The sequence below is a fragment of the Bradyrhizobium sp. SPXBL-02 genome (assembly GCF_051853065.1).
Lineage (GTDB): Bacteria > Pseudomonadota > Alphaproteobacteria > Rhizobiales > Xanthobacteraceae > Bradyrhizobium.
This window is the reverse complement of record NZ_CP182474.1, coordinates 7,308,729-7,334,728: the sequence shown is the minus strand read 5'-3', so window position 1 is coordinate 7,334,728 and position 26,000 is coordinate 7,308,729. Positions and strand designations below refer to the sequence as shown.

Sequence of the window (26,000 nt, the reverse complement as noted above, 5' to 3'; positions counted from 1 at the left end):
TGCAAACCATCCACCGTGAGGTCGATCCTGCAGTCTCTCGCCATACGATGGGCGGCTGCTGACTAGACCCAACATAGGTCTTCCATCCGCAAGCTGCAATTCATCATGGTTGACCAACTTCATGGCGAGATGGTCAGCCAATCGTACGGTCCAGCGGTGGAGAGTATGGTGATGCCGCACTGCGCTTCCTCCTTCGAACCGGCGCCGCTGCGCTCCGTTTGGTGACATCAGGCATCGTCGGAGTTATATAGCAATTTCAAGGACATAAGCGTTTGCGATGTTGTTCTGAAAAGCGCGCCATCCAAATCCTAAGCCATTGAAAACCCGCACACTCTAGGCAACCATGTGAGCCTGGAGAGACCGCCCTGTTGCCCGTAGCTCACAAGGTGGTCCGCTAATGGTGCTCGCGGTCGTGACATGGCAATCCTGATCCCGAGTCTCGGCTTCGCGCGCTTCGACAGCCGTGGGGAGCTACGACTGGCGGAACGACTGAAGGACTTCCTCGAAGAGAACGCCGTCGTTTGGCACAACCTGCCCGTCGGGCCTCGCAACCGGCATCCGGATTTCATCATCATTCATCCCGCGAACGGCCTGCTCGTGCTCGAGGTGAAGGACTGGCGCCTGGAGACGATCGTTTCGGCGGACAAGACGAAGGTCGAGCTGCTAACAAGTCGTGGTGTGGTGCGGAAAAGCAATCCGCTGGAGCAGGCTCGCAAATATACGTTCGAGGTCGTGCGCACGCTGGAGCGCGACGGGCAATTGTTGTTTCCGCGGGGTCATCGCCTCGCGGGCCGGTCCATCGTTCCGTTCGGCTTCGGGGCCGTGTTCACCAACATCACGCGCAAGCAGTTCGACCAGACCGATCTCAAGGAGGTGTTCTCCGAGCATCTCTGCCTGTTCAAGGACGAGATGACGGAGGGCGCCGACCCCGAGGAATTCCGGTCGAGATTATGGCGCATGGTTCATCCGCGTCTCGAAGAGCAGCTGTCCATGCCGCAATTCGACCGCCTGCGCGCGCTGCTGTTTCCGGAGATTCGGATACGACAGATTGCCCTGCCTTTGGACGATGCGCCTCGCGCCGATTCTTCAGACCGGACGCTTGCGGTCATGGACCTGCATCAGGAGCAGTTCGCGCGCAGCCTGGGCGAGGGGCATCGCATCATTCGCGGCGTCGCCGGATCGGGCAAGACCCTGATCCTCGCCTTTCGCGCCGAGTATCTGGCGCGTGCGGCGGCAAAGCCGGTGCTCATCCTGTGCTACGCCAACGGCATTGCCGGCCGGCTCGAGGATGCCATGCAGAGCAGGGGCGTCGAGGACCGCGTTCAGGTTCTCACCTTCCACTCGTGGTGCTACCGGATGCTGCGGACTTACGGGATTCCGGCCCCGTCCGAGCGAGACTATCCAGACTACGCAGAGCGCCTGGCTGCGAGCGTTTCAGAGGTCGTGAAGGCGGTCGATCAAGGCCATATCCCGGCGGAGCAGTACGACGCCGTCCTGATCGACGAGGCACACGACTTCGAGCCGCAATGGCTCGCGCTTGCGGCCAAGATGGTGAACCCGCGCACCAAGGCGCTGATGGTCGTCTACGACGATATCCAGGCCATCTATAAGGGGCGTGAGCGCCCGGTGTGGAGCCAGCTCGGCATTGAAGCCAAGGGCAGAACGACCGTGCTGAAGGTCAACTATCGCAACACCGCCCAAATCGTTGCTTTCGCAAGACGGTTCGCCGCGGACGTCATCGGCGCTCCCGGCATCACGGCCGACGACGAGCACGCCATCCTGCTGCCGGAAGATGCGGGCCGGCAGGGATTGGAGCCGGACGTGCGGCGGTGCGTGAGCATCGACGCAGAAGCTCACTGCGTCGCCGAGTGGTTTCTCGACCGCAAAAAAGCCGGCTACGAGTGGTCGCAGATGGCGTGTCTCTACCCGGAGCACTGGATCGGCGGGCGGGTCGCGCAGATTCTCGCCAAGCATGGCGTGCCGATCGACATGGCCAAGGACAATCGCAACAGGGTTTCGGTCAAGCGGGTGGCCGTGCGGTTCTTGAGCATGCACAGCGCGAAAGGGCTGGAGTTTCCCTGCGTCGCCATTGCCGGCTTGGGCCTGCTCGGCCGCCACGGCGAGACCGTCGAGGAATGTGTCCGCCTGACCTATGTCGGGGTCACCCGGGCAACTCACGAGGCGCTCCTGACGTATTCGAGCGAGTCGGCATTGGTGCAGCGCCTGATCGCTTAGACGAATGCGTGCAGGCGCTGTTTCACGCCGTCGTGCCGTCGATCGAGCGGCGGATCACCTTCTGCACTTCCGTATTCGACAGGAACAGATCGTGGTTGATGATGCCCCAGCCTTCCTGGGAGGCATCGACCACGCGCACACCGAGCCCCGCGATGGCGGCCTTCTCGGCCGCGCCGACGCGGGTCATGCCGCCTGCGAGCTGCCCCGACAGTGCCAGTGCACGATCGTTGGTCGAGGCGATCACCGTGATCTTGCCGGCGAGCGGACCGATGCGCTGGATCGCCGACGAGAACACGTCCATGTCGATGTCGGGCGCGGCAAACACCACCGCGCCGATCTTGCTCGTCACCGTGTCGCCGTATCGCCCATGGAGCTGGCGCAGGCTTTCGAGCGTCAGCATGGTTCCCATGCTGTGCGCGACGATGTGCACGCGGCCGCCGCCTGGCGCCGACACCAGCGCAGAGAGCACGCGCTCGAAATTGTCGCGCGACCACATCGCGCTGTCGCGGTCATAGGCATAGTCGAACAGTCCTGCCTTGGATGGCCAGGAGAATGCCATGGTCCGGCCGCGGAACTTGATCCCGTCGGAAAGATGGGCCGCATCCAGCACCGCCGTCTCGAATGTCTGCTTGAAGCCGTGCACATAGATCAGCACGTCTCCTCCGCCGGCCTGCGCAGCGAGATCGCCGGCGTCAGTCGGCACCGGCTCGATCCGGTCAAGACGCCAATCCTCGAGTCCAACCGAGGCGAGGGAAAGTCGGCTCTCGTCCGGCGCCGCCAGCTTCGCCCGCGCGATCGTCATGCTCGTCGCACGCTCCGGCCCGAACCAGGGTTTCGCTCGGCCGCCGTTTACGGGCTTGCGCGTGGTGACGACGAGCAACGTGGGGTCAACGGACAGCGACGAGGCGTCAAAGCGCGCGCCGGTGGCACCGAGGCCAGCGCATCCGCCGAGCGCGAGCGCGCTCCCTGCAGACATAAGCCCACTGAGCACGGCGCGGCGCGACATGGAATGATTTGTGTGTAGAAGACGTCGGCCTATCACAAGGAACCCATCGGAACTTGCCCCCGACAGCATCGCCCCATCTGCTCTCTGAATGACAATGGAGGCGAGATCGCGGCGGAGCCGCCTCGCGCATGTCATGGCGTTCAAGTGAATGCCGGGTCAGTCGACGATCTCGATGGAATGGATCTGGCACCAGTCGCGTAATGCCCGTTCCGTCGCCTTGTTGCGGTAGTGATGCCAGGCATCGATCGCTCCTCGTCGGGAGAGCAGGCCCTTGAACTTCTGATAGGCGCCGCGTTTGCTGAAGATGTAGCGAACGTCGTCGAGATCGTTCGGCAGGAACTCGCGGACGAAGGCAATCACGAGAGGCTTGCCCAGGTCGAGGTCTCGTGTGTTCGGGATCTTCAAGTATTTGGTCTGGTCCTCAATATCGTCAGGCAGGTCGTCATCCTCGATCTCCTCCAGGTCGTCCTGATCGAACTGGTAGTAGATCTTTCCTGTCTGCCTGCAGACGAAGGTGTGGCATTGCCCCATGCCGCCGTCGATGTCGGCAAATTCAAAAGCCTGGACGATGTCTCCGAATTTTACGGGCATGGGACACCTTGCCAACGGAAGGACGGCGCAATGTCTGCGATCGACCCGAAGAGTATAGGCGGATCGTCCTTCGAGGCAATGAACCCTCCCAGTGTCCAGAAGGCAACAGCCCCGGCGTCGACGGGCAAAACACCCCGATCCGCTGTCAATCCCTCCCGCCAAAGATATTCCACTTTGCCGAAATTCTCCCAGCACGGACCTGCCCTCCAGCAAGCATGCCGCCTCGGCGTCCGTGGTGGTGGCCGTTCTCCCCAGAATCTGCACTATGCGTTCCGCCTCCGAAGCTGCTGCCGGGCCTTTGGAGATTTGGCAATTTGCTTTTCGGAGTGACGAGATGAGTGGTTTGGTGATCTCTGGCGGCCGGGTGGTGGATCCCGCGAGCGGGATGGACGCCGTCGGTGATGTGGCGGTGGTGGACGGCAAGGTCGCCGCCATGGGCACGGGTCTCGGCGACGCCGAGCGGGTGATCGACGCCACAGGCCTCGTGGTGGCGCCCGGCTTCATCGACCTGCACGCCCATGGCCAGTCGATCCCGGCCGACCGCATGCAGGCCTTCGACGGTGTCACGACGACGCTCGATCTCGAGGCCGGCGTGCTGCCGGTCGCGTCCTGGTATGAGCGCCAGGCGCGGAAGGGCCGCGTGCTGAACTACGGCGCGGCCACCAACTGGGCCTTTGCCCGCATCGGCGCGATGACGGGCTCCAACGCGGAGAGCTCGCTGGAGGCGTTCGGCAACGCCATGCGCGATCGCCGCTGGATGGACAACGTCGCGACCGATGCGGAGGTCGCAGGCATTCTCGAACGTCTCGGGCGCGGCCTCAACGAGGGCGGCATCGGCATCGGCATTCTCAACGCCTATGCGCCCGGCGCCGGCGTGCAGGAGCTGACCGCGGTGTGTCAGCTCGCGGCCGCCAATGACGTGCCGACCTTCACCCATGTCGCCTTCATGTCGCGCATCGATCCCGAGAGCGCGGTGGAAGCCTATATCCGCCTGATCGGCTATGCCGGCGCCACCGGCGCGCACATGCACATCTGCCATTTCAACTCGTCGAGCAAGACCGACATCGAGCGCTGCCGCGTGCTGATCGAAAAGGCGCAGGCGCAAGGACTGCCGATCACGGTCGAAGCTTACCCTTACGGCACCGGCTCGACCGTGCTGGCCGCCGCCTTCTTCAGCGATCCCAAATTCGTCGAGCGCAACGGCACTGGCTACGATTCCGTGCAGCGCGTCACCGACGGCTACCGCTTCCACGACCGCGAGGAGCTCTTGAAGGCGCAGGCCGAAGAGCCGTCCTCGCTGGTGCTCTGGCACATCCTCGACACCGAGAACAATGCGCATCACCGCGACCTGCTCGACATGTCGGTGCTGTATCCCGGCGGTGCCATCGCCTCCGACGCGATGCCGTGGACGCTGTCCGACGGCTCGACATATACCGGCGACGCCTGGCCGCTTCCGGATGACGCCACCTCGCATCCGCGCTCGGCGGGCTGCTTCACGAAGTTCATCCGCGAATGGGTGCGCGAGCGCAAGGCGGTGTCGCTGCTGGAAGGCGTGCGCAAATGCGCGCTGATCCCGGCCGAGATCCTGTCGCAGAGCACGCCGGCGATGCGCGCCAAGGGTCGGCTTACGAAGGACGCGGATGCCGACATCGTCGTGTTCGACTATGAGAAGCTCTCTGACCGCGCAACCTTCACGGCGATGAACCGCCCGTCGGAAGGCGTGCGGCACCTGATCGTCAGCGGTCAGCCGTTGATCAGCGACGGCATTCTCGATGTGACGGCGCGGCCGGGAAGACCGGTGCGGCGCCCCGTCGTGGAGAGCTGAGCCATGCCGGTCCCGGTTCTCCTGGTGACGGGTTTCCTCGGGGCCGGCAAGACCACCGTCGTCAACCATCTGCTGGCGCATGCGGACGGGCGGCGCATCGCTGCCGTCGTCAACGATTTCGGCGCCATCAACATCGATGCGGAGCTGATCGCGGGCGCGAGCGACGGCGTGGTCAGCCTCGCCAATGGCTGCATCTGCTGCTCGCTCGAGGGCGATCTGCTGCGCACGCTCGCGACGCTGCTGCGCCGTGATCCCAAGCCCGACTATATCGTCATCGAGACCAGCGGCGTCGCCGATCCCGCCGACATCGTGCGCAACCTGATGGACCCGGTGATCCTGCGCGAGGCGCCGCTGGAGACGGTGCTCTGCGTGATCGACGCGGGGACACCGCCATCGGCCCTGGACGACGCGGTGCTGCGGTCGCAATTGCGGGTCGCCGATATCGTGGCGCTCAGCAAGCTCGATCTTGCGGACGCGGCCGCGGGAACGCGGATGCGCGAAGCCATCCGCGCCCAGCGCGTCCCCGCCGTGGTGGTCGAGGCGAACCACGGCGAGATTCCGTCTGCGCTGCTGTTTCCGGCGAACGACGGCCGCGCGTCCACCCCGCGCGAGGTGGGACCGAAACGACCTGCGGAAGAGCGATTCGAGACGCTGAGCTGGACCTCGGACAAGCCGGTCTCTCTGCCCGGCCTGCAGCAGGCCATCAGCCGCCTTGCGCCGAAGCTGGCGCGCGCCAAAGGCCTGTTCGAGACGGTCGAGCAGCCCGGCCGCATGATGGTGTTTCAGTTCGCCGCCGGCCGCGCCACGCTCGCGCCAGGCGAGGCGCCGCCGCAAGGCGTGCCGCGGACACGGATCGTCTTCATCGCCGAGCTTGGCGTGCTCTCGAAAGCCGAGCTTGACGGGATCATGGAGGGGTGTGTTGCGGGGGGCTGAGGCAAGGCGGTAGGGTCAACCGCTACCCCCTGGAGGCACCGCCCCCTTCTCTTGCTGCGTCGATCCGAGACCGAACAATGCCCCCAAATATCCCACCCGCCCCCGCCGATGCCGCCGCGCGCCGCGCCGCCAAGCCGGCCATCGTCTATCCCGCCAGGACGATGCCCGGGCCGGATATGGCCACGCTCGAAGCTGCCCGCCGTGCGATGATCAAGACGCACGAGCTCATCGTGCCGCCACGCGATGCCCGTGCCTTTCGCGTGGCGCGCGGCCAGTTCTTCCGCATCGTCAGCATCGAAGGCCCTCAGGTCGGCGACCTCAATCTCTGGAACGCGGACAATCTCTCCGAGCGCTTCTTCAGCGGCAAGACGCGGGCGCTCCATGGCACGCATGTCGGCATCGGTGACCGGCTCTGGAGCAATATGCCCTATCTTCGGCCGATGGCGACCATCAGTCATGATACGCTCGGCTGGTACGGCTTCGACGCGGACGGCGCCGGCATTCACGATGTGATCGGCACGCGCTGCGATCCCTATACGAATCTCCTCTTGAACGGCACGGCTTACGATTTTTGCTGCCACTCCAACCTGTCGCGTGCGCTGGCGACCGAACTGAAGATGGAGCTGCATGCGGTGGAGCATCATGTCCACGACGTGCTCAACGTCTTCATGTGCACCGGCTTCACCAAGGACACGCACCAGTATTTCATGAAGGCAAGTCCGGTCCGCCCCGGCGACTTCATCGAGTTTTTCGCGGAGATCGACCTGCTCGGCGCGTTGTCGGCCTGTCCGGGTGGCGACTGCAGCGCAACCCATTCCAGCGATGCCGCGGCATGCCATCCGCTCAAGATCGAAATCTTCGAGCCGGATCGAACGACCCTGAAGGGCTGGACCTGGCCCTCGCCGAGTGCTTATCACCGTCACCACGGGACGCATGCGGGAAGCTGAATCTCAGTCCTCGACCGGTAGTCCGTCGCCGTGCACATCATGCGAATTGCGCGATGCCGTGCCCCACCGACCAGTTCTCCTTGGGGGCGTCGAGCACGTTCACGAACACGTCCTCGGGCCGGATGCCCGGGTTCTCGCCGAGCAACTCGGCGATCCGCCGGTACAGCGCCTTTTTCTGCTCGGGGGTGCGCGAGGCGAATACGGTGATCTGGATCAGCACGGCGTCCTCGCTGCGCGTCACGCCGTAAGCGTTGCCGCAGCGGAAGTTCGCTGCTTCATGCTCGGTGATTGCCATGAACGCGTCGCCCTCGGGCACGTTCAGCGCCTCGCGCATGGCGCGATAGAGACTGTCGAGGATGGCCTGGCGGTAGTCGTCAGGCTTTCCGGCACGCATCGAGATGTGGAGGAGAGGCATCGTACGTCCCTTTGCATGCGGGCCTGATCGGCCGGCCACATGGTCCGCGCCGGCCGTCGGCTTGACGAAACGGGATATCAATCCCAATTTGTTTTTGACACGATGTCGAGAAAGCATGTTCTTGACGAAGTGTCAAATATTTTGAGGAGCAACATTTGAGGCCGCGCGAGTTCGACCATGACGACGTGCTGCGCATCGCGTTCGACCAGTTCTGGCGCAAGGGCGTGCGCGGCACCTCGCTATCGGACATCGCGCGCGACGCCGGTGTGCAGCGCGGCAGCCTCTACAATGCGTTCGGCAGCAAGGAAGCGCTGTTTCTGCAGGCCTATGAGCGCTACGCCGGGGACTATCTGCTCGCCCTGCAAAAAGCGCTCGGGACGGGGTCTTTGCGCAAACGCCTCACCGCGTTCTTCGACCTCACCATCACCAATTTCCGTTCCGGCTCGCCGCCGCGGGGATGCCCGACCACGCGCGGCCTGATGGAGCTCGGCCCGGCGGAAGGCGAAGGGTTGGACGAAGAGGCGCGCCAGGCCTTTGCGAGCCTCGTTTCCCGCATCACCACGCTGGTTCAGGACACCTTGTCGGCGGGCGCCAAGCGTGGCGAGTTCAAGGGCAATCCGGCGGCCGCAGCGCTGCACATCATCACGGTGACGCGCGGCCTTGCCGTGCTCGAACGCGCCTATGGCGACGAAGCCCAGCTGCGCAAGATCGCCGCGCACGCGATCGATCTCGTGCTCGAGAAGGGAGGTTAGGTGTCAGCAGCAGGCCAGCGCCAGCGCGTTGATCGCCTGCGTTGTCGCGTCCTCTTTCCCGGAGCCGACGAATTGGCAGACCACCGACCCGAGCTCGCCCGGCTGCTTGCGGCGCGCGACTGCCAGCAGGCGCATCAATTCCGCCTCGTCCTTGGAAAGCCGCCTGCAGGACGGCGGCATGAAGCACAGCTCGCAGGGCCGGTCGCCGCGCAGGATCCTGACGAGCGCTGCCGCGCGCGCAACCAGCAGCGGGCTGTCGGCAATGCCGGGAGCGTCCTCGGCAAAGCGATAGGCCGCTTCCCAGCAATCCGATGCGCCGGTCGCATAGGCCGCTCCGATGAAGCGGAACAGTGCCAGCGCGACGCGGGAAAAATCATCGTAGCTGTCGATGCTCGGCCGGGTCGCCAGCGCGGCTTGAAGCGGACGAGCAGCGGCTCGCCCGCGTCCGGCTTCGGCGCAGAATCGCAAATGGCCCGCATCGTGAGTGATCTCGTCAATGCAACGTCGCGCTGCCCACGAACCAGCTCTTCATCGCCATCATCCGGTCATGCTCGAAAGACTGCACGTGACGGTCGGGCAGGATGAGGCCGGCCATGCGGAAGATCGTCGCAAGCCCCTGGACCGGCGCGAGCGCCCAATCGGCACCGACCGGCGGCAGCCAGCGCTCGAACTGCTCGCGCGCGACATCGACGCGATCCTGCTGGGCCGCGGCAATTGCGCTCAAGATGCCGTGCTCGCTGTCGGACATGCGCGGACAGGTGGGGCAGTGCACTTCGATCGCCGTATGCGCGGTACAGGCAAAGATCTCGATGATGGATTCCAGCGACAGCACGGCATCGCCGACGCGGAAATGGTCGTACACCTGCTTGATATCGGCCGCCGTGGGGACGGCGCTTCCGCTGCGGGCCTTCGCGCGAAATCCCCAGATGAAGAGCCGCTCCGCCGCGCACAGCGCAGGAAGGTCGAGGGGCCTTGTGTCTGTCGATCGATGCATTGTGCCTCTTGGCTCTGGCTGCGCTCACGCCAGCGCTGGCGCGGATGATCTGCGCCGATCGTTCTGCCAGAGAGCTCTCCAAGTCAACGCGCGGAGAGGCGATGTCGAGGTGTTCTAGTTTGGAAGAATTCGTATCTCGGACGCGGTCGGTCGCTCGCCCGCAGCGATGAGCAGCAGGGCCGCCCGCCCCCGCACAATTGCGGATGCCGGAACCCGAATGCTTAAGGCTTTGCTAAGGGGGGCGGGATAAACTGGCATATCAGCCCTTCCAATTCCTGTGAGCACCGATGATTTTCTCCCGCATCAGTTTCAAGCTGGTCCTGATTGTCGGCATCAGCCTCCTCGGCATGATCGCGCTGGCGCCGGTCGCGCTCTCGACCCTGCGCACGCAGATGGTCGCCGACCGCCAGGCCAAGACCCAGCACATGGTCGACGTCGGCTACGGCATCCTGGCGCACTACCAGAAGCTCGAGAGCGAAGGAAAACTCTCGCGCGAGCAGGCGCAGGCCGGCGCCATGGCCGAGATCAAGAGCCTGCGCTACGACAAGGTCGAGTATTTCTGGATCAACGACATGACCCCCAGGATGGTCATGCACCCGATCAAGCCCGAGCTCGACGGCAAGGATCTCTCCGGGATGAAGGATCCCGCCGGCAATGCGCTGTTCATGGGCTTCGTCGACGTCGTCACCAAGCACGGTGCGGGCTTCTACGGCTATCTCTGGCCGAAGCCCGGCTTCGACCAGCCGGTCGGGAAAATCTCCTATGTGAAGGGCTTTGCGCCCTGGGGCTGGATCATCGGCACCGGCATCTATCTCGACGACGTCGACGCCGCCTTCCGCCAGAACGCGATGACCTTCGCCTATATTTGTCTCGCGGTGCTGGTCGTGGTGCTCGGGGCCTCGTTCCTGATCGGCCGTAGCGTCACCCGGCCGCTGGCCCGGATCACCGCGCTCACGGAGCGCCTTGCCGCCGGCGACAGTGCCTTCGACGTGCCCTACACCGACCGCCGCGACGAGGTCGGCGGCCTCGCCAAGGCGCTCGCCGTGTTCAAGGACAATGCATCGGCGGTGAGCCGGATGCATGCCGAGCAGCAGGAGCTGAAGCAGAAGGCCGACGACGAGAAGCGCAAGACGATGGCCGATCTCGCCGGCAAGTTCGAGGCGAGCGTCCAGGCCGTCGTCCGCGACGTCTTCGACGAGGCGCGCGCGATGCAACAGGCCGCGCAGGGCATGTCGGAAACCGCCAACAAGGCGAGCGATCGTGCGAGCTTCGTCGCCACCGCATGCCAGCAGGCCTCGAGCAACGTACAGACGGTGGCCTCCGCCGCCGGCGAATTGTCGGCCTCGATCGCCGAGATCAGCCAGCGCGTGGCACAGGCCGCGACAGTGGCCGACAAGGCCGCCGCCGACGGCCAGCGCACCAACGACACCGTGCAGGGCCTTGCCGCCGCCGCGCACAAGATCGGGGAGGTCATCGACCTCATCAACCAGATCGCCTCGCAGACCAATCTGCTCGCGCTCAACGCCACCATCGAGGCGGCTCGCGCGGGCGAAGCCGGTAAGGGCTTTGCGGTGGTCGCGAGCGAGGTGAAGTCGCTGGCGAGCCAGACCGCGAAGGCGACCGACGAGATCGGCGCGCAGATCACCGCGATCCAGGCCGAGACCAATCAGGTCGTCGGCAACATCGAGAGCATCCGCGCCACCATCATGGAGGTCAACGAGATCTCCTCGTCGATTGCCGCCGCGGTCGAGGAGCAGGGCGCCGCCACGAAGGCGATCGCGCACAGCGTGCAGGAGGCGGCCTCCGGCACCGACCAGGTCTCGCACAACATCTCCGGCGTCACCGATGCGACCGCCGAGACCGGCCAGGCCGCCGGCCTCGTGCTGCAATCGAGCGGCCGGCTGACGCACAAGCTGCAATCGCTGCAGGACGAGGTCGGCGCCTTCGTTGCGGGCGTGCGGGCAGCGTAACTGAAGCGCTGCAGGTGATCTTTTTCCGCGTCGCGGCATCGGCCGTGATGCGGAGACTGTTTTCCTTGACATGAAGTCTGCCGTGCTCGACGTGTAGCGACGTCGACTGGCGGCACGTGCGTGCCGTCCCGAAAAGAAAAGCAGCACGGGAAGGACGTCATGAACGCGGGCCTCGACGAGAAGGACTACCTCGCCAATTTGCGCGGCCTGTGGGACAAGGCCTGGCCGAAGGATCTGCCGCGCTCGCCGAATTATCTGCATGGCGAAGTTCCCCTGACGGAATATCTGCGCGCCTGGGCGAAGCGGAGTCCGGAGCGGCCCGCCGTGATCTTCTATGGCCATGTGACCACGTATGCCGATCTCGATCGGCAGAGCGATCGCTTTGCGGCGCTGCTGCAGGCGAAGGGCGTGCGCAAAGGCGATCGCGTCGCCGTCTTCCTGCCGAACTGCCCGCAATTCCACGTCGTGTTCTTCGGTATCCTGAAGCTTGGCGCGGTCCACGTTCCCATCAGCCCGCTGTCGCGCGCGTTCGAGCTGTCCTACCAGCTCAACGACACCCAGGCCGATGTGATCGTGGCGCTCGACCAGCTCATCCCCGTCGTCGAGCAGGTGAAGAGCGAGGTGCGGTTGCGCGAGATCATCGTCACCAGCTTTGCCGATGTCGTGCCGGCGGCGCCTGCGTTTCCCGCGCCGGACTCGATCCGCACGCCGCGCGTCGCGATCGCTGCCGCGACTGATCTCCTGCCGGCGCTTGCGGCAATGCCCGCACCGACGCCGCTGCCGCCGCCTCACCTCGATGATGTCGCCGCGCTCAATTACACCGGCGGCACCACCGGCATGCCGAAGGGCTGCGTGCATACCCATCGCGACATGGTCTACACGGCCGCCGCCAATTACGGCATCTCGCTTCCCTCGGACGAGAGCAGCGTGTTCCTGTCGTTCTTTCCGGAGTTCTGGATTGCGGGCGAGAATTCCGGCCTGATCTTTCCACTGTTCTCGGGCGGCACGCTGATTCTGCTCGCGCGCTGGGACGCCGTCGGTGCGATGGCGGCGATCGACAAGTACAAGGTCACGATCACGGCGATGCCGGTCGATAGCGCGGTCGAGATGATGGACCATCCGCGCTGGAGCGAGTTCGACCTGTCGTCGCTGCAACAGGTGCGCGTGGTCTCCTTCGTCAAGAAGCTCAACGCCGGCTATCGCAGGCGCTGGAAGGATCTGACCGGCACGATCCTGATGGAGGCAGCCTGGGGCATGACCGAGACGCACACGTCCAACACTTTCACCGCTGGCTTTCAGGACGGGGATTTCGACCTCAACAGCCAGCCGATTTTCGTCGGCCTGCCGGTGCCCGGGGCCGAGTTCAAGATCACCGATTTCGAGACCGGCGCGCTGCTGCCTCTCGGGGCAGAAGGCGAGATCCGCGTGCGCACGCCGTCGCTGCTCAAGAGCTACTGGAACAAGCCGGAGGCGACGGCGGAGTCGCTCGTCGACGGCTGGTTGCGCACCGGCGATATCGGCACGATCGACAAGGACGGCTTTCTGCACTTCCTCGGGCGACGCAAGGAGATGCTGAAGGTCAAGGGCATGAGCGTGTTTCCGCCGGAGATCGAGGCGCTGCTGGGCCAGCATCCGAAGGTGCTGGGCTCGGGCGTGGTCGGCCGCGACGATCCTGACAAGGGCCAGGTGCCGGTCGCCTATATCCAGCTCAAGCCCGAAGCGATCGGCACGGTCTCGGAACAGGAACTGCGTGCCTGGTGCGCCGAGCGCATGGCCGTCTACAAGGTTCCCGAAGTCCGCATCATCGATGCGCTGCCCCTGACGGCCACGGGCAAGGTCAGGAAGCAGGACCTCAACCCAAATCCTCCTGCCGTATAGTTGAGAGAGACGATGTCGTTCAAGAAGCTCCTGATCGCCAATCGCGGCGAGATCGCCATCCGCATCGCACGCGCGGCGGCCGATGCCGGCATCGCGACGGTCGCGATCCATCCCGCCGATGACGCGCTGTCGCTGCATGTGCGCGTAGCGGATGAGGCGATCGAGATCCCCGGTCGCGGTGCGCGGGCCTATCTCGACATCGAAGCCGTGGTGAAGGCGGCCAAGACGGCCGGCTGCGATGCCGTGCATCCAGGCTACGGCTTTCTCAGCGAGAACGCCGCCTTTGCCAAAGCCTGCGCCGATGCCGGTATCGTCTTCGTCGGGCCGAAGCCGGAGGCGCTGGAGTTGTTCGGCGACAAGGTCGCTGCCCGGCAGCTGGCGAAACGCTGCGGCGTGCCGATCATTGCCGGCACCAGCGGGCCGTCGAGCCTCGAGGAGATCACGGCATTCTTTACCTCGCTCGGCAGCAGCGCTGCGATCGTGATCAAGGCGATGGCCGGCGGCGGCGGCCGCGGCATGCGCGTGGTGGAGAACGCGTCCGATCTTGCGGAAGCCTATGCGCGCTGTCAGTCCGAAGCCAAGGCGGCGTTCGGCTTCGACGGCGTCTATGCCGAGCGGCTGATCCGGCAGGCGCGCCACATCGAGGTCCAGATCATCGGCGATCGCCATGGTGCGATCTCCCATCTCTGGGAGCGCGAATGCACCATCCAGCGCCGGCACCAGAAGCTGGTCGAGGTGGCGCCGAGCCCGTCGCTGAGCGATGCCGTGCGCGGCCGGATCATCGAGGCGGCGAAGCAGCTGGCGACGGCGGCTTCTTACGACAATCTCGGCACGTTCGAGTTTCTGGTCGACGGCACCGCGGAGGACAGCTTCGCCTTCATCGAGGCCAATCCGCGGCTCCAGGTCGAGCACACCGTCACGGAAGAGGTGCTCGGCGTCGATCTTGTCCGCGCCCAGCTTGCGGTCGCCGCAGGCAGCACGCTGGCTTCGCTGGGTCTTGCGCAAGCATCCATTCCGAAGCCGCGCGGCTATGCCATGCAGCTTCGCGTCAACATGGAAACGCTGGACGAAGCGGGCGCCACGCATCCGACCGGCGGCGTGCTCGCCGTGTTCGAGCCGCCATCGGGCCCCGGTGTTCGCGTCGATAGCTTCGGCTATGCCGGCTACAAGACCAGCGCCGCCTTCGACTCGCTGCTGGCCAAGGTTATCGTGCACACGCCGAGCGAGGCCTGGCATGACGTGGTCGCGAAAGCCTCGCGTGCGCTACGCGAGTTCCGGATCGACGGTGTCGTCACCAACATTTCGTTCCTTCAGGCGGTGCTCGCGCATCCCGATTTCAGGACCAACCGCATCGCGACCGATTTCATCGACCGCAACATTGCCAAGCTCGTGGAAGCATCGGATGGCGCCGCCAAGCCGCTCTATTTCGCAGCAGCCGAGCGCAGTGGTGGCCACAGCGCGGAGGTGCACGTCGCGCAAGCCGTGCCCGAAGGCACGGTGATGGTCGCGGCGCCCCTGCAAGGCACCATCGTCACCATCCAGGTGAAGGAAGGCGAGATCGTCCGCCCCGGCCAGCAGCTTGCCGTGATCGAGTCTATGAAGATGGAGCATCTGGTGATGGCCGAGCAGGGCGGCCGGGTCATGAAGCTCGTCGGCGGCGACGGCGTCACGCTGATGCATGGCGAGCCGATCCTCTATCTCGAGCCCCTCGACGTCGCCGCCGACAGCACGACGGCGGAAGCCGATGTCGATCTCGATCACATCCGCCCCGACCTCGCCGAGCTGATCGCCCGCCAGGCCAACACGCTCGACGAGAACCGCCCCGCTGCGGTCGAGCGCCGTCGCAACACCAACCAGCGCACCGCGCGCGAGAACGTCGCCCAGCTCGTCGATGACGGCTCGTTCATGGAGTACGGCAGCCTCGCGATCGCGGCGCAGCGCCGCCGGCGCAAGCTCGACGACCTCATCAAGAACACGCCGGCCGATGGCCTCGTCATGGGCGTCGCCACGGTAAATGCAGAGAAGTTCGGGCCTGAAGGCGCGCGTTGCATCGTCGTCGCCTATGACTACACCGTGCTTGCGGGCACGCAGGGCCACATGAACCACAAGAAGATCGACCGCATGCTGAGCCTCGCGGAAGACTGGCGCGTGCCGCTGGTGTTCTATGCCGAGGGCGGGGGCGGCCGGCCCGGCGATACCGACCGGCTTGGCATGACAGGCCTCGACGGTCCGTCCTTCGTGCAATTCGCCCGGCTCTCGGGCCTCGTCCCAGTGGTCGGTGTCGTTTCCGGCTATTGCTTCGCCGGTAATGCCGCGATGCTCGGCTGCTGCGACGTCATCATTGCGACCAAGAACGCCTCGATCGGCATGGGCGGCCCGGCGATGATCGAGGGCGGCGGCCTCGGTGTCTATCATCCGGCCGAAGTCGGCCCTGTCTCGTTCCAGTCGCCGAACGGCGTCATCGACATCCTGGTCGAGGATGAGGAGGAGGCGACATCTGTCGCGCAGAAATACCTGTCCTATTTCCAGGGCGCGGTGACGCAGTGGGAGGCCGCCGACCAGCGCCTGCTCCGCCGCGCCATTCCCGAGAACCGCCTCCGCGTCTATGACATCCGCAGCGTCATCGATCTCGTCGCGGACAAGGACAGCGTGCTGGAGCTGCGCCGTGACTACGGCGTCGGCATGATCACTGCGCTGATCCGCATCGAGGGCAAGCCGTTCGGCCTGATCGCCAACAATCCGCGCCATCTCGGCGGCGCTATCGATGCCGACGGCGGCGACAAGGCTGCGCGCTTCCTCCAGCTCTGCGACGCCTTCGATCTGCCTGTTGTCTCGCTGTGCGACACGCCCGGCTTCATGGTCGGCCCGGAAGCGGAGAAGACCGCGATCGTGCGCCACGTCTCCCGCATGTTCGTGACCGGCGCCAGCCTCACCGTGCCGCTGTTCGGCATTGTGCTGCGCAAGGGCTACGGTCTCGGCGCGCAATCGATGATCGGCGGCGGCTTCCACGCCTCGTTCTTCACGGCGGCCTGGCCGACCGGCGAGTTCGGCGGCATGGGCTTGGAGGGCTATGTCCGCCTCGGCTTCCGCAAGGAGATGGAGGCGATCGCCGATCCCGAGGAGCGCGAGACCTATTACCGCAACAAGGTCGCCGAGCTCTACGCCAACGGCAAAGCGGTCTCGATCGCCTCCGTGTTCGAGATCGACAACGTCATCGATCCCGCCGAGACGCGGCGCTGGATCATGGCCGGTCTGCGCACAGTGCCGAAGCCCGCGCCGAGGACGGCGAAGAAGCGGCCGTGCATCGACACGTGGTGAGCGCAGTGCAGCACTAGTTGCATGATGATAGAGACGATCTATTTCCACGTCGTCATGCCCGGGCTTCCGGGCATCCACGTTCTTTCGCATTCGCGGTAACACGTGGATGGCCGGGACGAAGCCCGGCCATGACGGCGTTGAGGCATCACGCCATACAACTGCGTCCCGATTCCCGATTGACATCCCCGCCTGCGGTGCCAGACTTTGCACAATAATACAGGGTGGAGACGTCCGCGATGGCCAGCCTCTCGGCCTCGAACCATGTCGCCCGTGTCTTGTCCGTCGCCAATCATGTGGCCGACGTCGATGCCTCCTCGCGGATTGCCAATTCCTGGCGGCGCTGCCTCGTCAATCACAAGCTCGATCCCGCCCGCCAGGGCCCGCCGCAGACGCTCACCGAAGCCGAGATCCGTCATGTCGCCGGGCCGATGGAGGAGACGATCCGGCTCGTCACGCCCGAGCTCGACGATCTCGCCCGCGTGCTGCGCGACGCCGGCTATTGCGTCAATCTCGCGGATGTGAACGCGACCATGCTGTTCAGCCGTCTGCCGGGCGAAGCCGACGCAAGGATGTTTCTGGACTGGAAGATCTACACCGGCTCGAACTTCGCAGAGGCTTGCGAGGGCACCAATGGGCTCGGCACCGCGCTGGCCGAGGAGAAGCCGATTCTGGTGCATCGCGACGAGCATTTTCGCGCGCAATGGCACATGTTCTCCTGCGCCGTGGCGCCGCTGTTCGACCAGGCCGGCCGGCTCGCCGGTGCCATCAACATCACCTCCTGCCGCGAAGACCTGGAGCGCGCCGCGCATCAGCTTGCACTCGCGGTGACGATGGAAGCTACGCGGCGGATGGAGGGTGCGATCTTCCGCGGTCATTTCCGCAATGCCTGGATCGCAACCGTGCCCGGTGACGGCGGCAGCGGCCTCGTCGCTTACGACGACGACCGCCGCATCGTCGGCGCCTGCCGCTCGGCGCGTGCGCTGCTCGGCCTCACCGACGGCATGATCGGCTCCGGCATCGACCTGTCGCGCTACGTCAAGTTCGATCATCACGCCGCGCGTGGCACCGGCGAGATCGTCGAGCTGCACCATGGCGATGGCCGTCCGTTGGGGCAGGGCCATGTTGCGCCGCCCCTGCGTGCGAGATCGCAGGCGCCGCGCCGCGATGCGCCGGTCGATCGCTTCGACGCGTTGCATCGGCTCGCCGGCCGCGACCCCGGCCTGATCCGAAGTGTCAAGCGGCTGCGAAGCATCGGCGATCACAATCTGCCGGTGCTGCTGCATGGCGAGACCGGCGTCGGCAAGGACGTGTTCGCGCGGGCCATTCACGGTGCGAGCAACCGCGCGCGCAACAATTATGTCGCGCTCAACTGCGCGGCGATGCCGGAAAGCCTGATCGACGCCGAGCTGTTCGGCTACGAGGCCGGCGCCTTCACCGGCGCGCGGCGCGAGGGCTCGAAGGGCCTGATCGTGCAGGCCGACGGCGGCACGCTGTTCCTCGACGAGATCGGCGACATGCCGATCGGCTTGCAGACGCGCCTGTTGCGCGTTCTGGAAAACCGCGAGGTCTGGCCGCTCGGTGCGCTCAAGCCTGTCGCTGTCGACATCCGCCTGATCAGCGCCACGCATCGCGATCTCGGCCGCATGGCGGAAGCGGGGGCCTTCCGCGCCGACCTCTATTTCCGCCTGCGCGGCATCGAGGTGCGCCTGCCCGCCTTGCGCGAGCGTGCCGACCGCGCCGACATCATTCGCCAGATCGCGGGCGAGGAGGCGCCGAACTGCCGGCTCTCGGACGAGGCATGGTCGCAGCTCGCGGCCTATCCGTTTCCCGGCAACATGCGTCAGCTCCGCCACGTGCTGCGGCTTGCCGGCTGCACGGCGGAAGATGGCGTCATCACCGATGCCGATCTCGATCTGCCGCCGTTCGGCGGACGGACGGAGCCCGACCTTGAAGCGGCCGAGCGTGCGACGATTGTCGCGGCGCTTCGCAAGCACGGCGGCCGCGTCACCGAGGCGGCCCGCGCACTGAAGCTCAGCCGTGCCACGCTGTATCGCAAGATCAAGCAGCTGAAGATCGAGACGGCGCAGTAGCGCTCGATTCCACGCAGCGTGCGTCCTTTCCCTCTCCCCTTGTGGGAGAGGGTGGCTCGCCGCGCAGCGGCGAGACGGGTGAGGGGTTCTCTCCGCGAGCACGTCTCTCATCGGAGTTCGCGGAGACATACCCCTCATCCGGCGCTTCGCGCCACCTTCTCCCGCAAGGGGAGAAGGTGCACCGAGCGCGCGGCGCCCCTTTACGAAAAATCCGTCCAGCTCAGATGCCGTGCGTCGAGATCGCCGATCGCGATCGTCTCGCGGATTTCTCGCGGCGTGTGGAAATTGCTGCGCAGGTACACCAGCGGCGTGGCCGCAGCGGAATGCGAGGCGCTGCGGACCTCGCCGACGAAGATCGAATGCGTTGTCGTTTCGAACTCCTGCGCCAGCACGCAGTCGAACGCAGCCACCGCATCCGCCAGCACCGGTGCGCCGGTCACGCCACGCGTCCATTGCCCGAAGGCAAAGCGATCGTCGCCGTTGACGCCGTTCTGGCCGCTGAAGGTGAGGGCGAGCAGCGCGTGTTCCTCGTGCAGGAAGTTGATGGCGAAAGCACCTTCCTCGCGGATGCGGGCATGTGCGCTGGCGTTGCGGTTGACGCAGGCGATCAGCGAGGGCGGCTTGTCCGACAACGAGCAGGCCGAGGTCACCGTCAGCCCCGTGCGCTTGCCGTGATCGGCGCCCACCGTGACCAGCGCCACGGCACCGGCACATTGGCGCATCGCCTGCTTGAAATGCGTAGCGTCGAAAGAATTGGCGTCGAAAGAACTGGCGTCCACCGTCACGCGGAAATCTCCGACAATAGAAGCGGGTGCGGCACGATCGCGCCGCACCCGCTATCAGGTCAAGCCGCCTTCTTCGCGGAGCCGAGATGCGCAAGGCGCGGCATCACCTCGTTCTTCAGCAACGAGAGCGAGTGATGCCAGGCCTCCGCCTTGTGCTTATAGTCGAAGCCGAACACCAGCAGCACGCCGAAGCCGCCGACCTCGTCGTAGATCTTTTCGATCTTCTCGGCGACCGTTGCGGGCGAGCCGACGATCCAGTTCCGCTTGGCGCAATATTCCACCGTGACGTCGCTGTCGGGCACGTCAGGGGCGTGCTTCAGATAATCCTTGAAGCCGAAATGCCCGAGCAGCGGCAGGAAGTACTCGCTCATCATCCGGCCCATCATGTCGCCGGTCGAGAGCTTCCAGGCCTCTTCGTCCGTGTCGGCGACGAACACCTCGCGCACCAGCCGCCAATCCTGCCGGTTCGGCTTGCGTCCGGTCTTGGCCGCGCCGATCTCGACCGATTCCCAGTGGCTGCCGACATAGGCCGGATTGAGGTTGAGGCTCATCGGGATGAAGCCGCGCTCGCCGGCGAGCTTCAGCGTGTCCGAGTTCTTGGACAGGCCCGCAACGCCGATCGGCGGATGCGGCGCCTGCAGCGGCTTGATGTGGGGCTTGAGGAAATCGAACATGGTGTCCGGCTTGGTCACCGTCCAGTACTTGCCCTTGTGGGTGAAGGGCGCCGGCTCGGTCCACAGCTTCAGGATGATCTCCAGCGCCTCGCGCGTCATGTCGCGGTTCTGTCCGCTCATGCCGTCGACGTTGAACATCGCCCAGTCGCTCGGCAGGCCCGAAGCTGCGACGCCGAAATTGAGCCGGCCCTCGGAGAGATGGTCGAGCATGGCAACGCGGTTGGCGAGCTCGGCGGGGTGGTGATAGGGCAAGAGGAAGCCGCCCGGCCCGATGCGCAAGCGCTTGGTCTGCATCAAGGCCTGCGCGATCAGAAGGTCCGGCGTGGGATTGGGTTCCCAGGGCGCGGTGTGGTGCTCGCCGACCCAGGCCTCCTGGTAGCCGAGCTCGTCGAGCCAGCGCATGACCTGCAGGTCCCAGTCGTTCCCTTCCTTCAGGCCGCACTCCGGCGGATGCGAGGGCATCGTGAAATAGCCGATCTCCATGGGTTTCCTCATCTGATGTTGACGCGTCTTGTCGCGCGTTGACGGAGTTGAGTGATGAAGCTTGTTGAGTGATGAACCTTGAGCAAGCGGTGTGCCAGCGCGGCGGAGCCTCGAATTGAAGAGAAAGGACTGGTTTGCCCGCGCAATAGCCGGTATCTCGACGGGAGCCTGCTGGACATCGTCTCATCTGTCGCGAGACGGCGTCTTGGCCATGAGACGAGGACGAGACCTGATATGACCGAACCCGCTTATGTCGCGGTGGATTGGGGCACCAGCAGCTTCCGGCTCTGGCTGGTCGATCGCGCCGGGCAGGTGATTGCCGAGCGCCGCAGCGGCGAGGGCATGCTGGCGGCGGCGAAGACCGGCTTTCCCGCCGTGCTGCAAGCGCATCTGGCCGCGGTCGAAGCGCCGGATCATCTGCCGGTTCTGGTCTGCGGCATGGCCGGCGCCAAGACCGGCTGGGTCGAGGCCGGCTACGTCGACACGCCGGCACAGCTCCTGGCCGTCCTGAAACAGGCCGTGCGAGTGCCGGGCGAGGCGCGCGACACCCGCATCCTACCGGGCATCGCCCAGCGCGACGCCAAGGCGCCGGACGTCATGCGCGGCGAGGAGACGCAATTGCTCGGCGCGCTCGGCCTCGATGCCGCGGGCGAGGCGCTGGTCTGCATGCCCGGCACGCATTCGAAATGGGTTCGCGTGAAGGACAGCACGGTCGAAAGCTTCTCCACCTTCATGACCGGCGAGCTGTTCAGCGCTGTCTCGCGCGAGACCATCCTGTCGCTCGCAGTCGCCGGCGCTGAAGACTCCGAAGATATTGCGAGCTTCAAGGCGGCCGTGAAGGCCGCGTTCGACGCCCCGGCCTTTGCCGCCAACCTGCTGTTCACGGCGCGCTCGCGCCAGCTGCTGTTCGGCGGCACGCCCGCCGCGGCGCGCGAGACGCTGTCGGGCACGTTGATCGGCATCGAGCTGGCGGCAGGGCTCTCCGGCGCCGTGCCGCAAGCGGGCGTCCAGCTGATTGCCTCGGGCCGGCTTGCAATGCTGTATCGGCTCGCTTTCGAGGCGTTGTCGATGACCGCCAAGCCGGTCGATGCGGATGAAGCCGTCCGTCGCGGTCTGTCGATGGCGGCTGCCGCGATCTGGACGAAGTAGAAGGACTGCGAGAGATGAGTGTTCCCTTTCCGCCGATGCAGCGGCCGCTGGTCGCGATCCTGCGCGGCATCAAGCCCGAGGAGACCGAGGCGATCGTCGGCGTGTTGATCCAGGCCGGCATGACCGCGATCGAGATCCCCCTGAACTCGCCCGATCCGTTCCGCTCGATCGGGCTTGCCGTGAAGCTCGCGCCATCAGGCGTGCTGATCGGCGCGGGCACGGTGCTGACGACGGCAGATGTCGATCGCCTCAACGACGTCGGCGGCAGGCTGATGGTCTCGCCCAATGTCGACACCGAGGTGCTGGCGCGCGCGCATCAGCATGGCATGGTGACCATGCCCGGCGTCTTCTCTCCGACCGAAGCGCTGCTGGCGGCGCGCTCGGGCGCGTCGAGCTTGAAATTCTTTCCGGCGAGCGTGCTCGGCGCTGCCGGCATCGCCGCGATCCGCGCCGTGCTGCCGGCAGGCGTGATGATCGCCGCCGTCGGCGGCGTCTCCGACCAGAACTTTGCCGAATACATCAAGGGCGGCGTGACCGCATTCGGGCTCGGCTCCAGCCTCTACAAGCCCGGCACGAGTGCAGCGGATGTCGCAGCTCGCGCAGAGGTGACAATTGCCGCTTACGATCGGGCAATTCAGAGCGATTGAACCGACAATAAACTAGCCGTGATCCTGACCTGGCTTATTCTGCCATATGGTGGCGCGATGCCGACATGCGCGCATCATCTTATGCGACTGGATGAATCAGGAGACCGACATGGCGATCAACAACGTGGCCGACCTGTTCGTGGCAACGCTCGAGCAGGCCGGCGTCAAGCGCATCTACGGCATCGTCGGCGACAGCCTGAACGCGCTGACCGAGGCGCTGCGCCGCCGCGGCACGATCGAATGGATCCATGTCCGGCACGAAGAGGTCGCGGCCTTCGCAGCGGCCGGCGAAGCCGAGATGACCGGGAGCCTCGCGGTCTGCGCGGGCTCCTGCGGCCCTGGCAATCTGCATCTGATCAATGGCCTGTTCGATGCGCATCGCAGCCGCGTTCCCGTGCTGGCGATCGCGGCGCAGATCCCCACCGCCGAGATCGGCGGCGGCTATTTCCAGGAGACGCATCCGCAAAATCTGTTCCGCGAATGCAGCCATTATTGCGAGCTGGTCTCGGACCCGAGCCAGCTGCCTTACGTGCTGGAGAATGCGATTCGCGCGGCGGTGGGCTTGCGCGGCGTTGCCGTCGTCGCGATGCCTGGCGATGTCGCGTTCCGTAGTCCTCCGAAGCGCGCACTGTCGACGACGCGCGGCCTTGCGCTGGCTTCGCCACAGGTCGTGCCGCAGGCGGACGAGCTGAAGGCCCTCGCCGATCTTCTCAACGGCGCCGAGCGCATCACCCTGTTCTGCGGCCGCGGCTGCGCCGGCGCGCATGCGCCTTTGATGCAGCTCGCCGAGACCCTGAAGAGCCCGATCGTGCACGCGCTCGGCGGCAAGGAGCATGTCGAATACGATAACCCCTATGACGTCGGCATGACCGGCTTCATCGGCTTCTCCTCCGGCTACGCCGCGATGCACGCCTGCGACGCGCTGGTGATGCTCGGCACCGATTTTCCGTACAAGCAGTTCTTCCCTGATGATGCCAAGGTCGCGCAGATCGACATCCGCCCGGAAAATCTGGGACGGCGCTGCAGGATCAATCTCGGGCTCGTCGGCGACGTCAAGCTCACCATCGAGGCGCTGCTGCCGCTGCTCAAGACGAAGACGCAGCGCAAGCATCTCGACGAGGCCGTCGCGCATTACAAGAGAGCCCGCGAGGGTTTGGACTCGCTCGCCAAGGGCACGCCGGGAGCCAAGCCGATTCACCCGCAATATCTCGCCAAGGTGATCAGCGACCGTGCCTCCGACGATGCCGTCTTCACCGCCGATGTCGGCACGCCGACGGTGTGGGCGGCGCGCTATCTCGACATGAACGGCCGCCGCCGCCTGATCGGCTCTTTCGTGCACGGCTCGATGGCCAACGCCATGCCGCAGGCGATCGGCGCGCAGGCCGCCCAGCCGGGGCGCCAGGTCATCTCGCTCTCCGGCGACGGCGGCTTCACCATGCTGATGGGCGACCTGATCACGCTGACGCAAGAAAAGCTGCCGGTGAAGGTGGTCGTCTTCAACAACGGCGTGCTCGGCTTCGTCGCGCTGGAGATGAAGGCCGCGGGCTTCGTCGACACCAATGTCGACCTGGAGAACCCGGACTTCGCCGCGATGGCGCGCGCGATGGGCATCTTTGCCAAGCGCGTCGAGGATCCCGGCGAGCTTCCGGGCGCGATGAAAGAGGTGCTGGCGCACAATGGGCCGGCGCTGCTCGACGTCGTCACCGCCAAGCAGGAGCTGTCGATGCCGCCGACCATCACGGCCGAGCAGGTCAAGGGCTTCAGCCTCTGGGTGCTGCGCGCGGTGATGAACGGGCGCGGCGACGAGGTGCTGGACCTCGCGAGGACGAATCTGTTGCCGCGGTGATATCAGCTGGCGCGGTGGTTCACCTCTCCCGAAGGGAGAGGTCGGATCGCATTGAAAATGCGATCCGGGTGAGGGGTTAAGGTTTCGCCGGGTGCTGCGGCCCCTCACCCGGATTGCTGCGCAATCCGACCTCTCCCCGCCGGGGAGAGGTGAAGGTCTGCCAGTGCAGCACGATGCCGATCAGCAGCGCCGGCACGAAGCCGAGCGCGATCAGGAAATGCGGCAGCTCCTTCGGCGAGATGAAGGCGATGGCGATATCGGAGATCAGCCACAGCGCTGCGAACATCACCGCAAAATCCGTTCGCGGGCAGCGCAGGTAGTAGAACACGGCGGTGACGACGATGGCGGGTCCGATCGCGATGCCGATCATGATCGCCGTCAGCTCCTTCGGCGTCAGCGCGTCGAGCACCATCGACGCCAGCAGCCAGAGTGCGGCGAACATGGCGACGATGTCGAGCGGATGCCGCAATCCAATTCCTCTCGCGAAGCGCGCGCTATCGTTGTGGCCGGACCTGCGGCCGTCAAGTCAAAATGAGCTTATTCCTCGTCGCTTCCAGGCGTCGGACGCAGCATGAAGTGACCGAAAGCGGTGGCGATCGGCCTCTCCGGATCGTCCTGCCAGGCCCGCGCCTCGAAAGCGACGATGCGTCGGCCCTGCTTCACGATCGAGACGTCGGCAAACGTGTCGAGCGCGCGACCGGAGCGCAAATAGTTGACGGTGAGGCCGATCGGCTTGGGCGGTGCGGCAGCGCCGAGCTCGCGCGCCACCCCGATGATGGCGGTGGTCTCGAGGAAGGCGCCGGTCATGCCGCCGTGGATCGCCGGCAGGATCGGATTGCCGATGATCTGCGGCGAGAACGGCATCGTCAGCGTGCCGTCATCGTTGATGCGGATGCCGAGCGCCCGCGCGAACGGGCTGCGCGCAAAGGGCCCGTCCGGATCCTCCGGCGCCTCCAGCGTCGGGATGCTGCGCGCATCCATCCGGCGGTCGGCGAGCATGTTGGTGCGGTTGGCACCGATCATGAAGCAGGCGGTTGCGGTCGCGACCGGATCGTCTTCGGACTCCTGATAGGCCGTGGAGCGTACGAAGGCGATCGAGCGCGTAGTGCGGTAGCAGACCGAATGCGCCTTGATGTCGAGACCCGGCGTCGCCGGCTTCTGGTAGTCGATACGCAGATCGAGGGTTGCGATGGCGCGCGTGCCGTCGAGCGCAAGTTGCACCGCCATGCCGCAGCTCTCGTCCAGCATCGCAGTGACGACGCCGCCGTGCAGCACGCCGGTCTCGGTGTCGCCGACGAAGACCGCACGGTAGGGCAGGCTGGACCAGGCCTCGGCTGGCGCGAAGCGGTCGAGCTGGAGCCCGCTGATGTGGCCATAATCGGAGCGGCGGTCCTTGATGGCCTCGGCGAGTTCCTCGAAGGCAAGCGTGGTCGGTAAGGTGTTCATGGGGACGTTCTAGACC

20 protein-coding genes and 1 pseudogene are annotated in these 26,000 nt (G+C 65.5%); 12 read left to right on the top strand and 9 right to left on the bottom strand.

The annotated features are described in order from the left end of the window. Window positions 1–417: 417 nt before the first annotated feature. Complete coding sequence (locus ACNJYD_RS33975) at window positions 418–2,235, top strand: DEAD/DEAH box helicase (RefSeq protein ID WP_439364594.1); 1,818 nt, start codon at window positions 418–420, stop codon at window positions 2,233–2,235. 22 nt (window positions 2,236–2,257) lie between these two features. Here ACNJYD_RS33975 and ACNJYD_RS33970 read toward each other — a convergent pair whose 3' ends face one another. Together ACNJYD_RS33970 and ACNJYD_RS33965 are read right to left on the bottom strand one after the other, a co-directional pair. Then, complete coding sequence (locus ACNJYD_RS33970) at window positions 2,258–3,211, bottom strand: alpha/beta hydrolase (protein WP_246709015.1); 954 nt, start codon at window positions 3,209–3,211, stop codon at window positions 2,258–2,260. Window positions 3,212–3,397: 186 nt separating this feature from the next. Further along, window positions 3,398–3,832 (bottom strand): hypothetical protein, encoded by a 435-nt coding sequence (locus ACNJYD_RS33965; protein ID WP_172789028.1) that lies wholly within the window; start codon window positions 3,830–3,832, stop codon window positions 3,398–3,400. 334 nt (window positions 3,833–4,166) lie between these two features. Between ACNJYD_RS33965 and ACNJYD_RS33960 the strand changes: the two genes are divergently transcribed. The 3 genes from ACNJYD_RS33960 (at window position 4,167) to ACNJYD_RS33950 (ending at window position 7,537) form a co-directional block, all read left to right on the top strand. Further along, window positions 4,167–5,657, top strand: a complete 1,491-nt coding sequence (locus ACNJYD_RS33960; RefSeq protein WP_439364593.1) for an amidohydrolase family protein — start codon at window positions 4,167–4,169, stop codon at window positions 5,655–5,657. Between the two features lie 3 nt (window positions 5,658–5,660). Beyond that, the gene (locus tag ACNJYD_RS33955) at window positions 5,661–6,590 is read left to right on the top strand and encodes a CobW family GTP-binding protein (protein WP_439364592.1); all 930 of its coding nucleotides are present in this window, start codon (window positions 5,661–5,663) and stop codon (window positions 6,588–6,590) included. Window positions 6,591–6,667: 77 nt separating this feature from the next. After that, window positions 6,668–7,537: an urea carboxylase-associated family protein gene (locus ACNJYD_RS33950; RefSeq protein WP_439364591.1), complete on the top strand. Its 870-nt coding sequence runs from the start codon at window positions 6,668–6,670 to the stop codon at window positions 7,535–7,537. Between the two features lie 37 nt (window positions 7,538–7,574). Here the strand turns inward: ACNJYD_RS33950 and ACNJYD_RS33945 are convergent, their stop codons facing one another. Continuing rightward, entirely contained in the window at window positions 7,575–7,952 is a 378-nt protein-coding gene (locus tag ACNJYD_RS33945; protein ID WP_212259879.1) for a tautomerase family protein, read from the bottom strand. A gap of 155 nt (window positions 7,953–8,107) precedes the next feature. Here ACNJYD_RS33945 and ACNJYD_RS33940 point away from each other — a divergent pair, with 155 nt between their 5' ends. Beyond that, window positions 8,108–8,704 carry a TetR/AcrR family transcriptional regulator gene (locus ACNJYD_RS33940; protein ID WP_212259877.1) on the top strand — a complete coding sequence of 199 codons (597 nt, stop codon included), beginning with the start codon at window positions 8,108–8,110 and terminating at the stop codon, window positions 8,702–8,704. Between the two features lie 3 nt (window positions 8,705–8,707). On the opposite strand, the pseudogene ACNJYD_RS33935 reads toward ACNJYD_RS33940, so the two are convergent. Beyond that, window positions 8,708–9,183 (bottom strand): annotated as a pseudogene (locus tag ACNJYD_RS33935) (hypothetical protein). Between the two features lie 14 nt (window positions 9,184–9,197). Further along, the gene (locus ACNJYD_RS33930) at window positions 9,198–9,698 is read right to left on the bottom strand and encodes a hypothetical protein (protein ID WP_212259873.1); all 501 of its coding nucleotides are present in this window, start codon (window positions 9,696–9,698) and stop codon (window positions 9,198–9,200) included. 287 nt (window positions 9,699–9,985) lie between these two features. Between ACNJYD_RS33930 and ACNJYD_RS33925 the strand changes: the two genes are divergently transcribed. The 4 genes from ACNJYD_RS33925 (at window position 9,986) to ACNJYD_RS33910 (ending at window position 18,954) form a co-directional block, all read left to right on the top strand. Then, window positions 9,986–11,668: a methyl-accepting chemotaxis protein gene (locus tag ACNJYD_RS33925; protein ID WP_439364590.1), complete on the top strand. Its 1,683-nt coding sequence runs from the start codon at window positions 9,986–9,988 to the stop codon at window positions 11,666–11,668. A 159-nt stretch (window positions 11,669–11,827) separates the two neighbouring features. After that, window positions 11,828–13,546, top strand: coding sequence for an AMP-binding protein (locus ACNJYD_RS33920; RefSeq protein WP_439364589.1), 1,719 nt, complete (start codon window positions 11,828–11,830; stop codon window positions 13,544–13,546). Window positions 13,547–13,558: 12 nt separating this feature from the next. Beyond that, entirely contained in the window at window positions 13,559–16,864 is a 3,306-nt protein-coding gene (locus tag ACNJYD_RS33915; RefSeq protein ID WP_439364588.1) for a carboxyl transferase domain-containing protein, read from the top strand. Window positions 16,865–17,100: 236 nt separating this feature from the next. Continuing rightward, window positions 17,101–18,954, top strand: a complete 1,854-nt coding sequence (locus tag ACNJYD_RS33910; RefSeq protein WP_439364587.1) for a sigma-54-dependent Fis family transcriptional regulator — start codon at window positions 17,101–17,103, stop codon at window positions 18,952–18,954. Window positions 18,955–19,154: 200 nt separating this feature from the next. On the opposite strand, the gene ACNJYD_RS33905 is transcribed toward ACNJYD_RS33910, so the two are convergent. Together ACNJYD_RS33905 and ACNJYD_RS33900 are read right to left on the bottom strand one after the other, a co-directional pair. Then, the gene (locus tag ACNJYD_RS33905; RefSeq protein WP_439367548.1) at window positions 19,155–19,676 is read right to left on the bottom strand and encodes a flavin reductase family protein; all 522 of its coding nucleotides are present in this window, start codon (window positions 19,674–19,676) and stop codon (window positions 19,155–19,157) included. Between the two features lie 122 nt (window positions 19,677–19,798). Beyond that, a complete protein-coding gene (locus ACNJYD_RS33900) occupies window positions 19,799–20,896 on the bottom strand; it encodes an LLM class flavin-dependent oxidoreductase (protein ID WP_439367547.1) in 1,098 nt (365 codons plus the stop codon). A gap of 234 nt (window positions 20,897–21,130) precedes the next feature. Between ACNJYD_RS33900 and ACNJYD_RS33895 the strand changes: the two genes are divergently transcribed. From ACNJYD_RS33895 to poxB, 3 genes are all read left to right on the top strand, one after another. Further along, window positions 21,131–22,045 (top strand): 2-dehydro-3-deoxygalactonokinase, encoded by a 915-nt coding sequence (locus ACNJYD_RS33895; protein ID WP_439364586.1) that lies wholly within the window; start codon window positions 21,131–21,133, stop codon window positions 22,043–22,045. A gap of 14 nt (window positions 22,046–22,059) precedes the next feature. Then, on the top strand, window positions 22,060–22,692 hold the full coding sequence (locus ACNJYD_RS33890) for a 2-dehydro-3-deoxy-6-phosphogalactonate aldolase (RefSeq protein WP_439364585.1): 633 nt from the start codon (window positions 22,060–22,062) through the stop codon (window positions 22,690–22,692). Between the two features lie 109 nt (window positions 22,693–22,801). Beyond that, window positions 22,802–24,538: a ubiquinone-dependent pyruvate dehydrogenase gene (gene poxB / locus ACNJYD_RS33885; protein ID WP_439364584.1), complete on the top strand. Its 1,737-nt coding sequence runs from the start codon at window positions 22,802–22,804 to the stop codon at window positions 24,536–24,538. Window positions 24,539–24,614: 76 nt separating this feature from the next. Here the strand turns inward: poxB and ACNJYD_RS33880 are convergent, their stop codons facing one another. Continuing rightward, window positions 24,615–25,007: a hypothetical protein gene (locus tag ACNJYD_RS33880; protein ID WP_246571973.1), complete on the bottom strand. Its 393-nt coding sequence runs from the start codon at window positions 25,005–25,007 to the stop codon at window positions 24,615–24,617. Between the two features lie 68 nt (window positions 25,008–25,075). After that, window positions 25,076–25,984, bottom strand: coding sequence for a PaaI family thioesterase (locus tag ACNJYD_RS33875; protein ID WP_172788451.1), 909 nt, complete (start codon window positions 25,982–25,984; stop codon window positions 25,076–25,078). Window positions 25,985–26,000 lie beyond the last annotated feature (16 nt).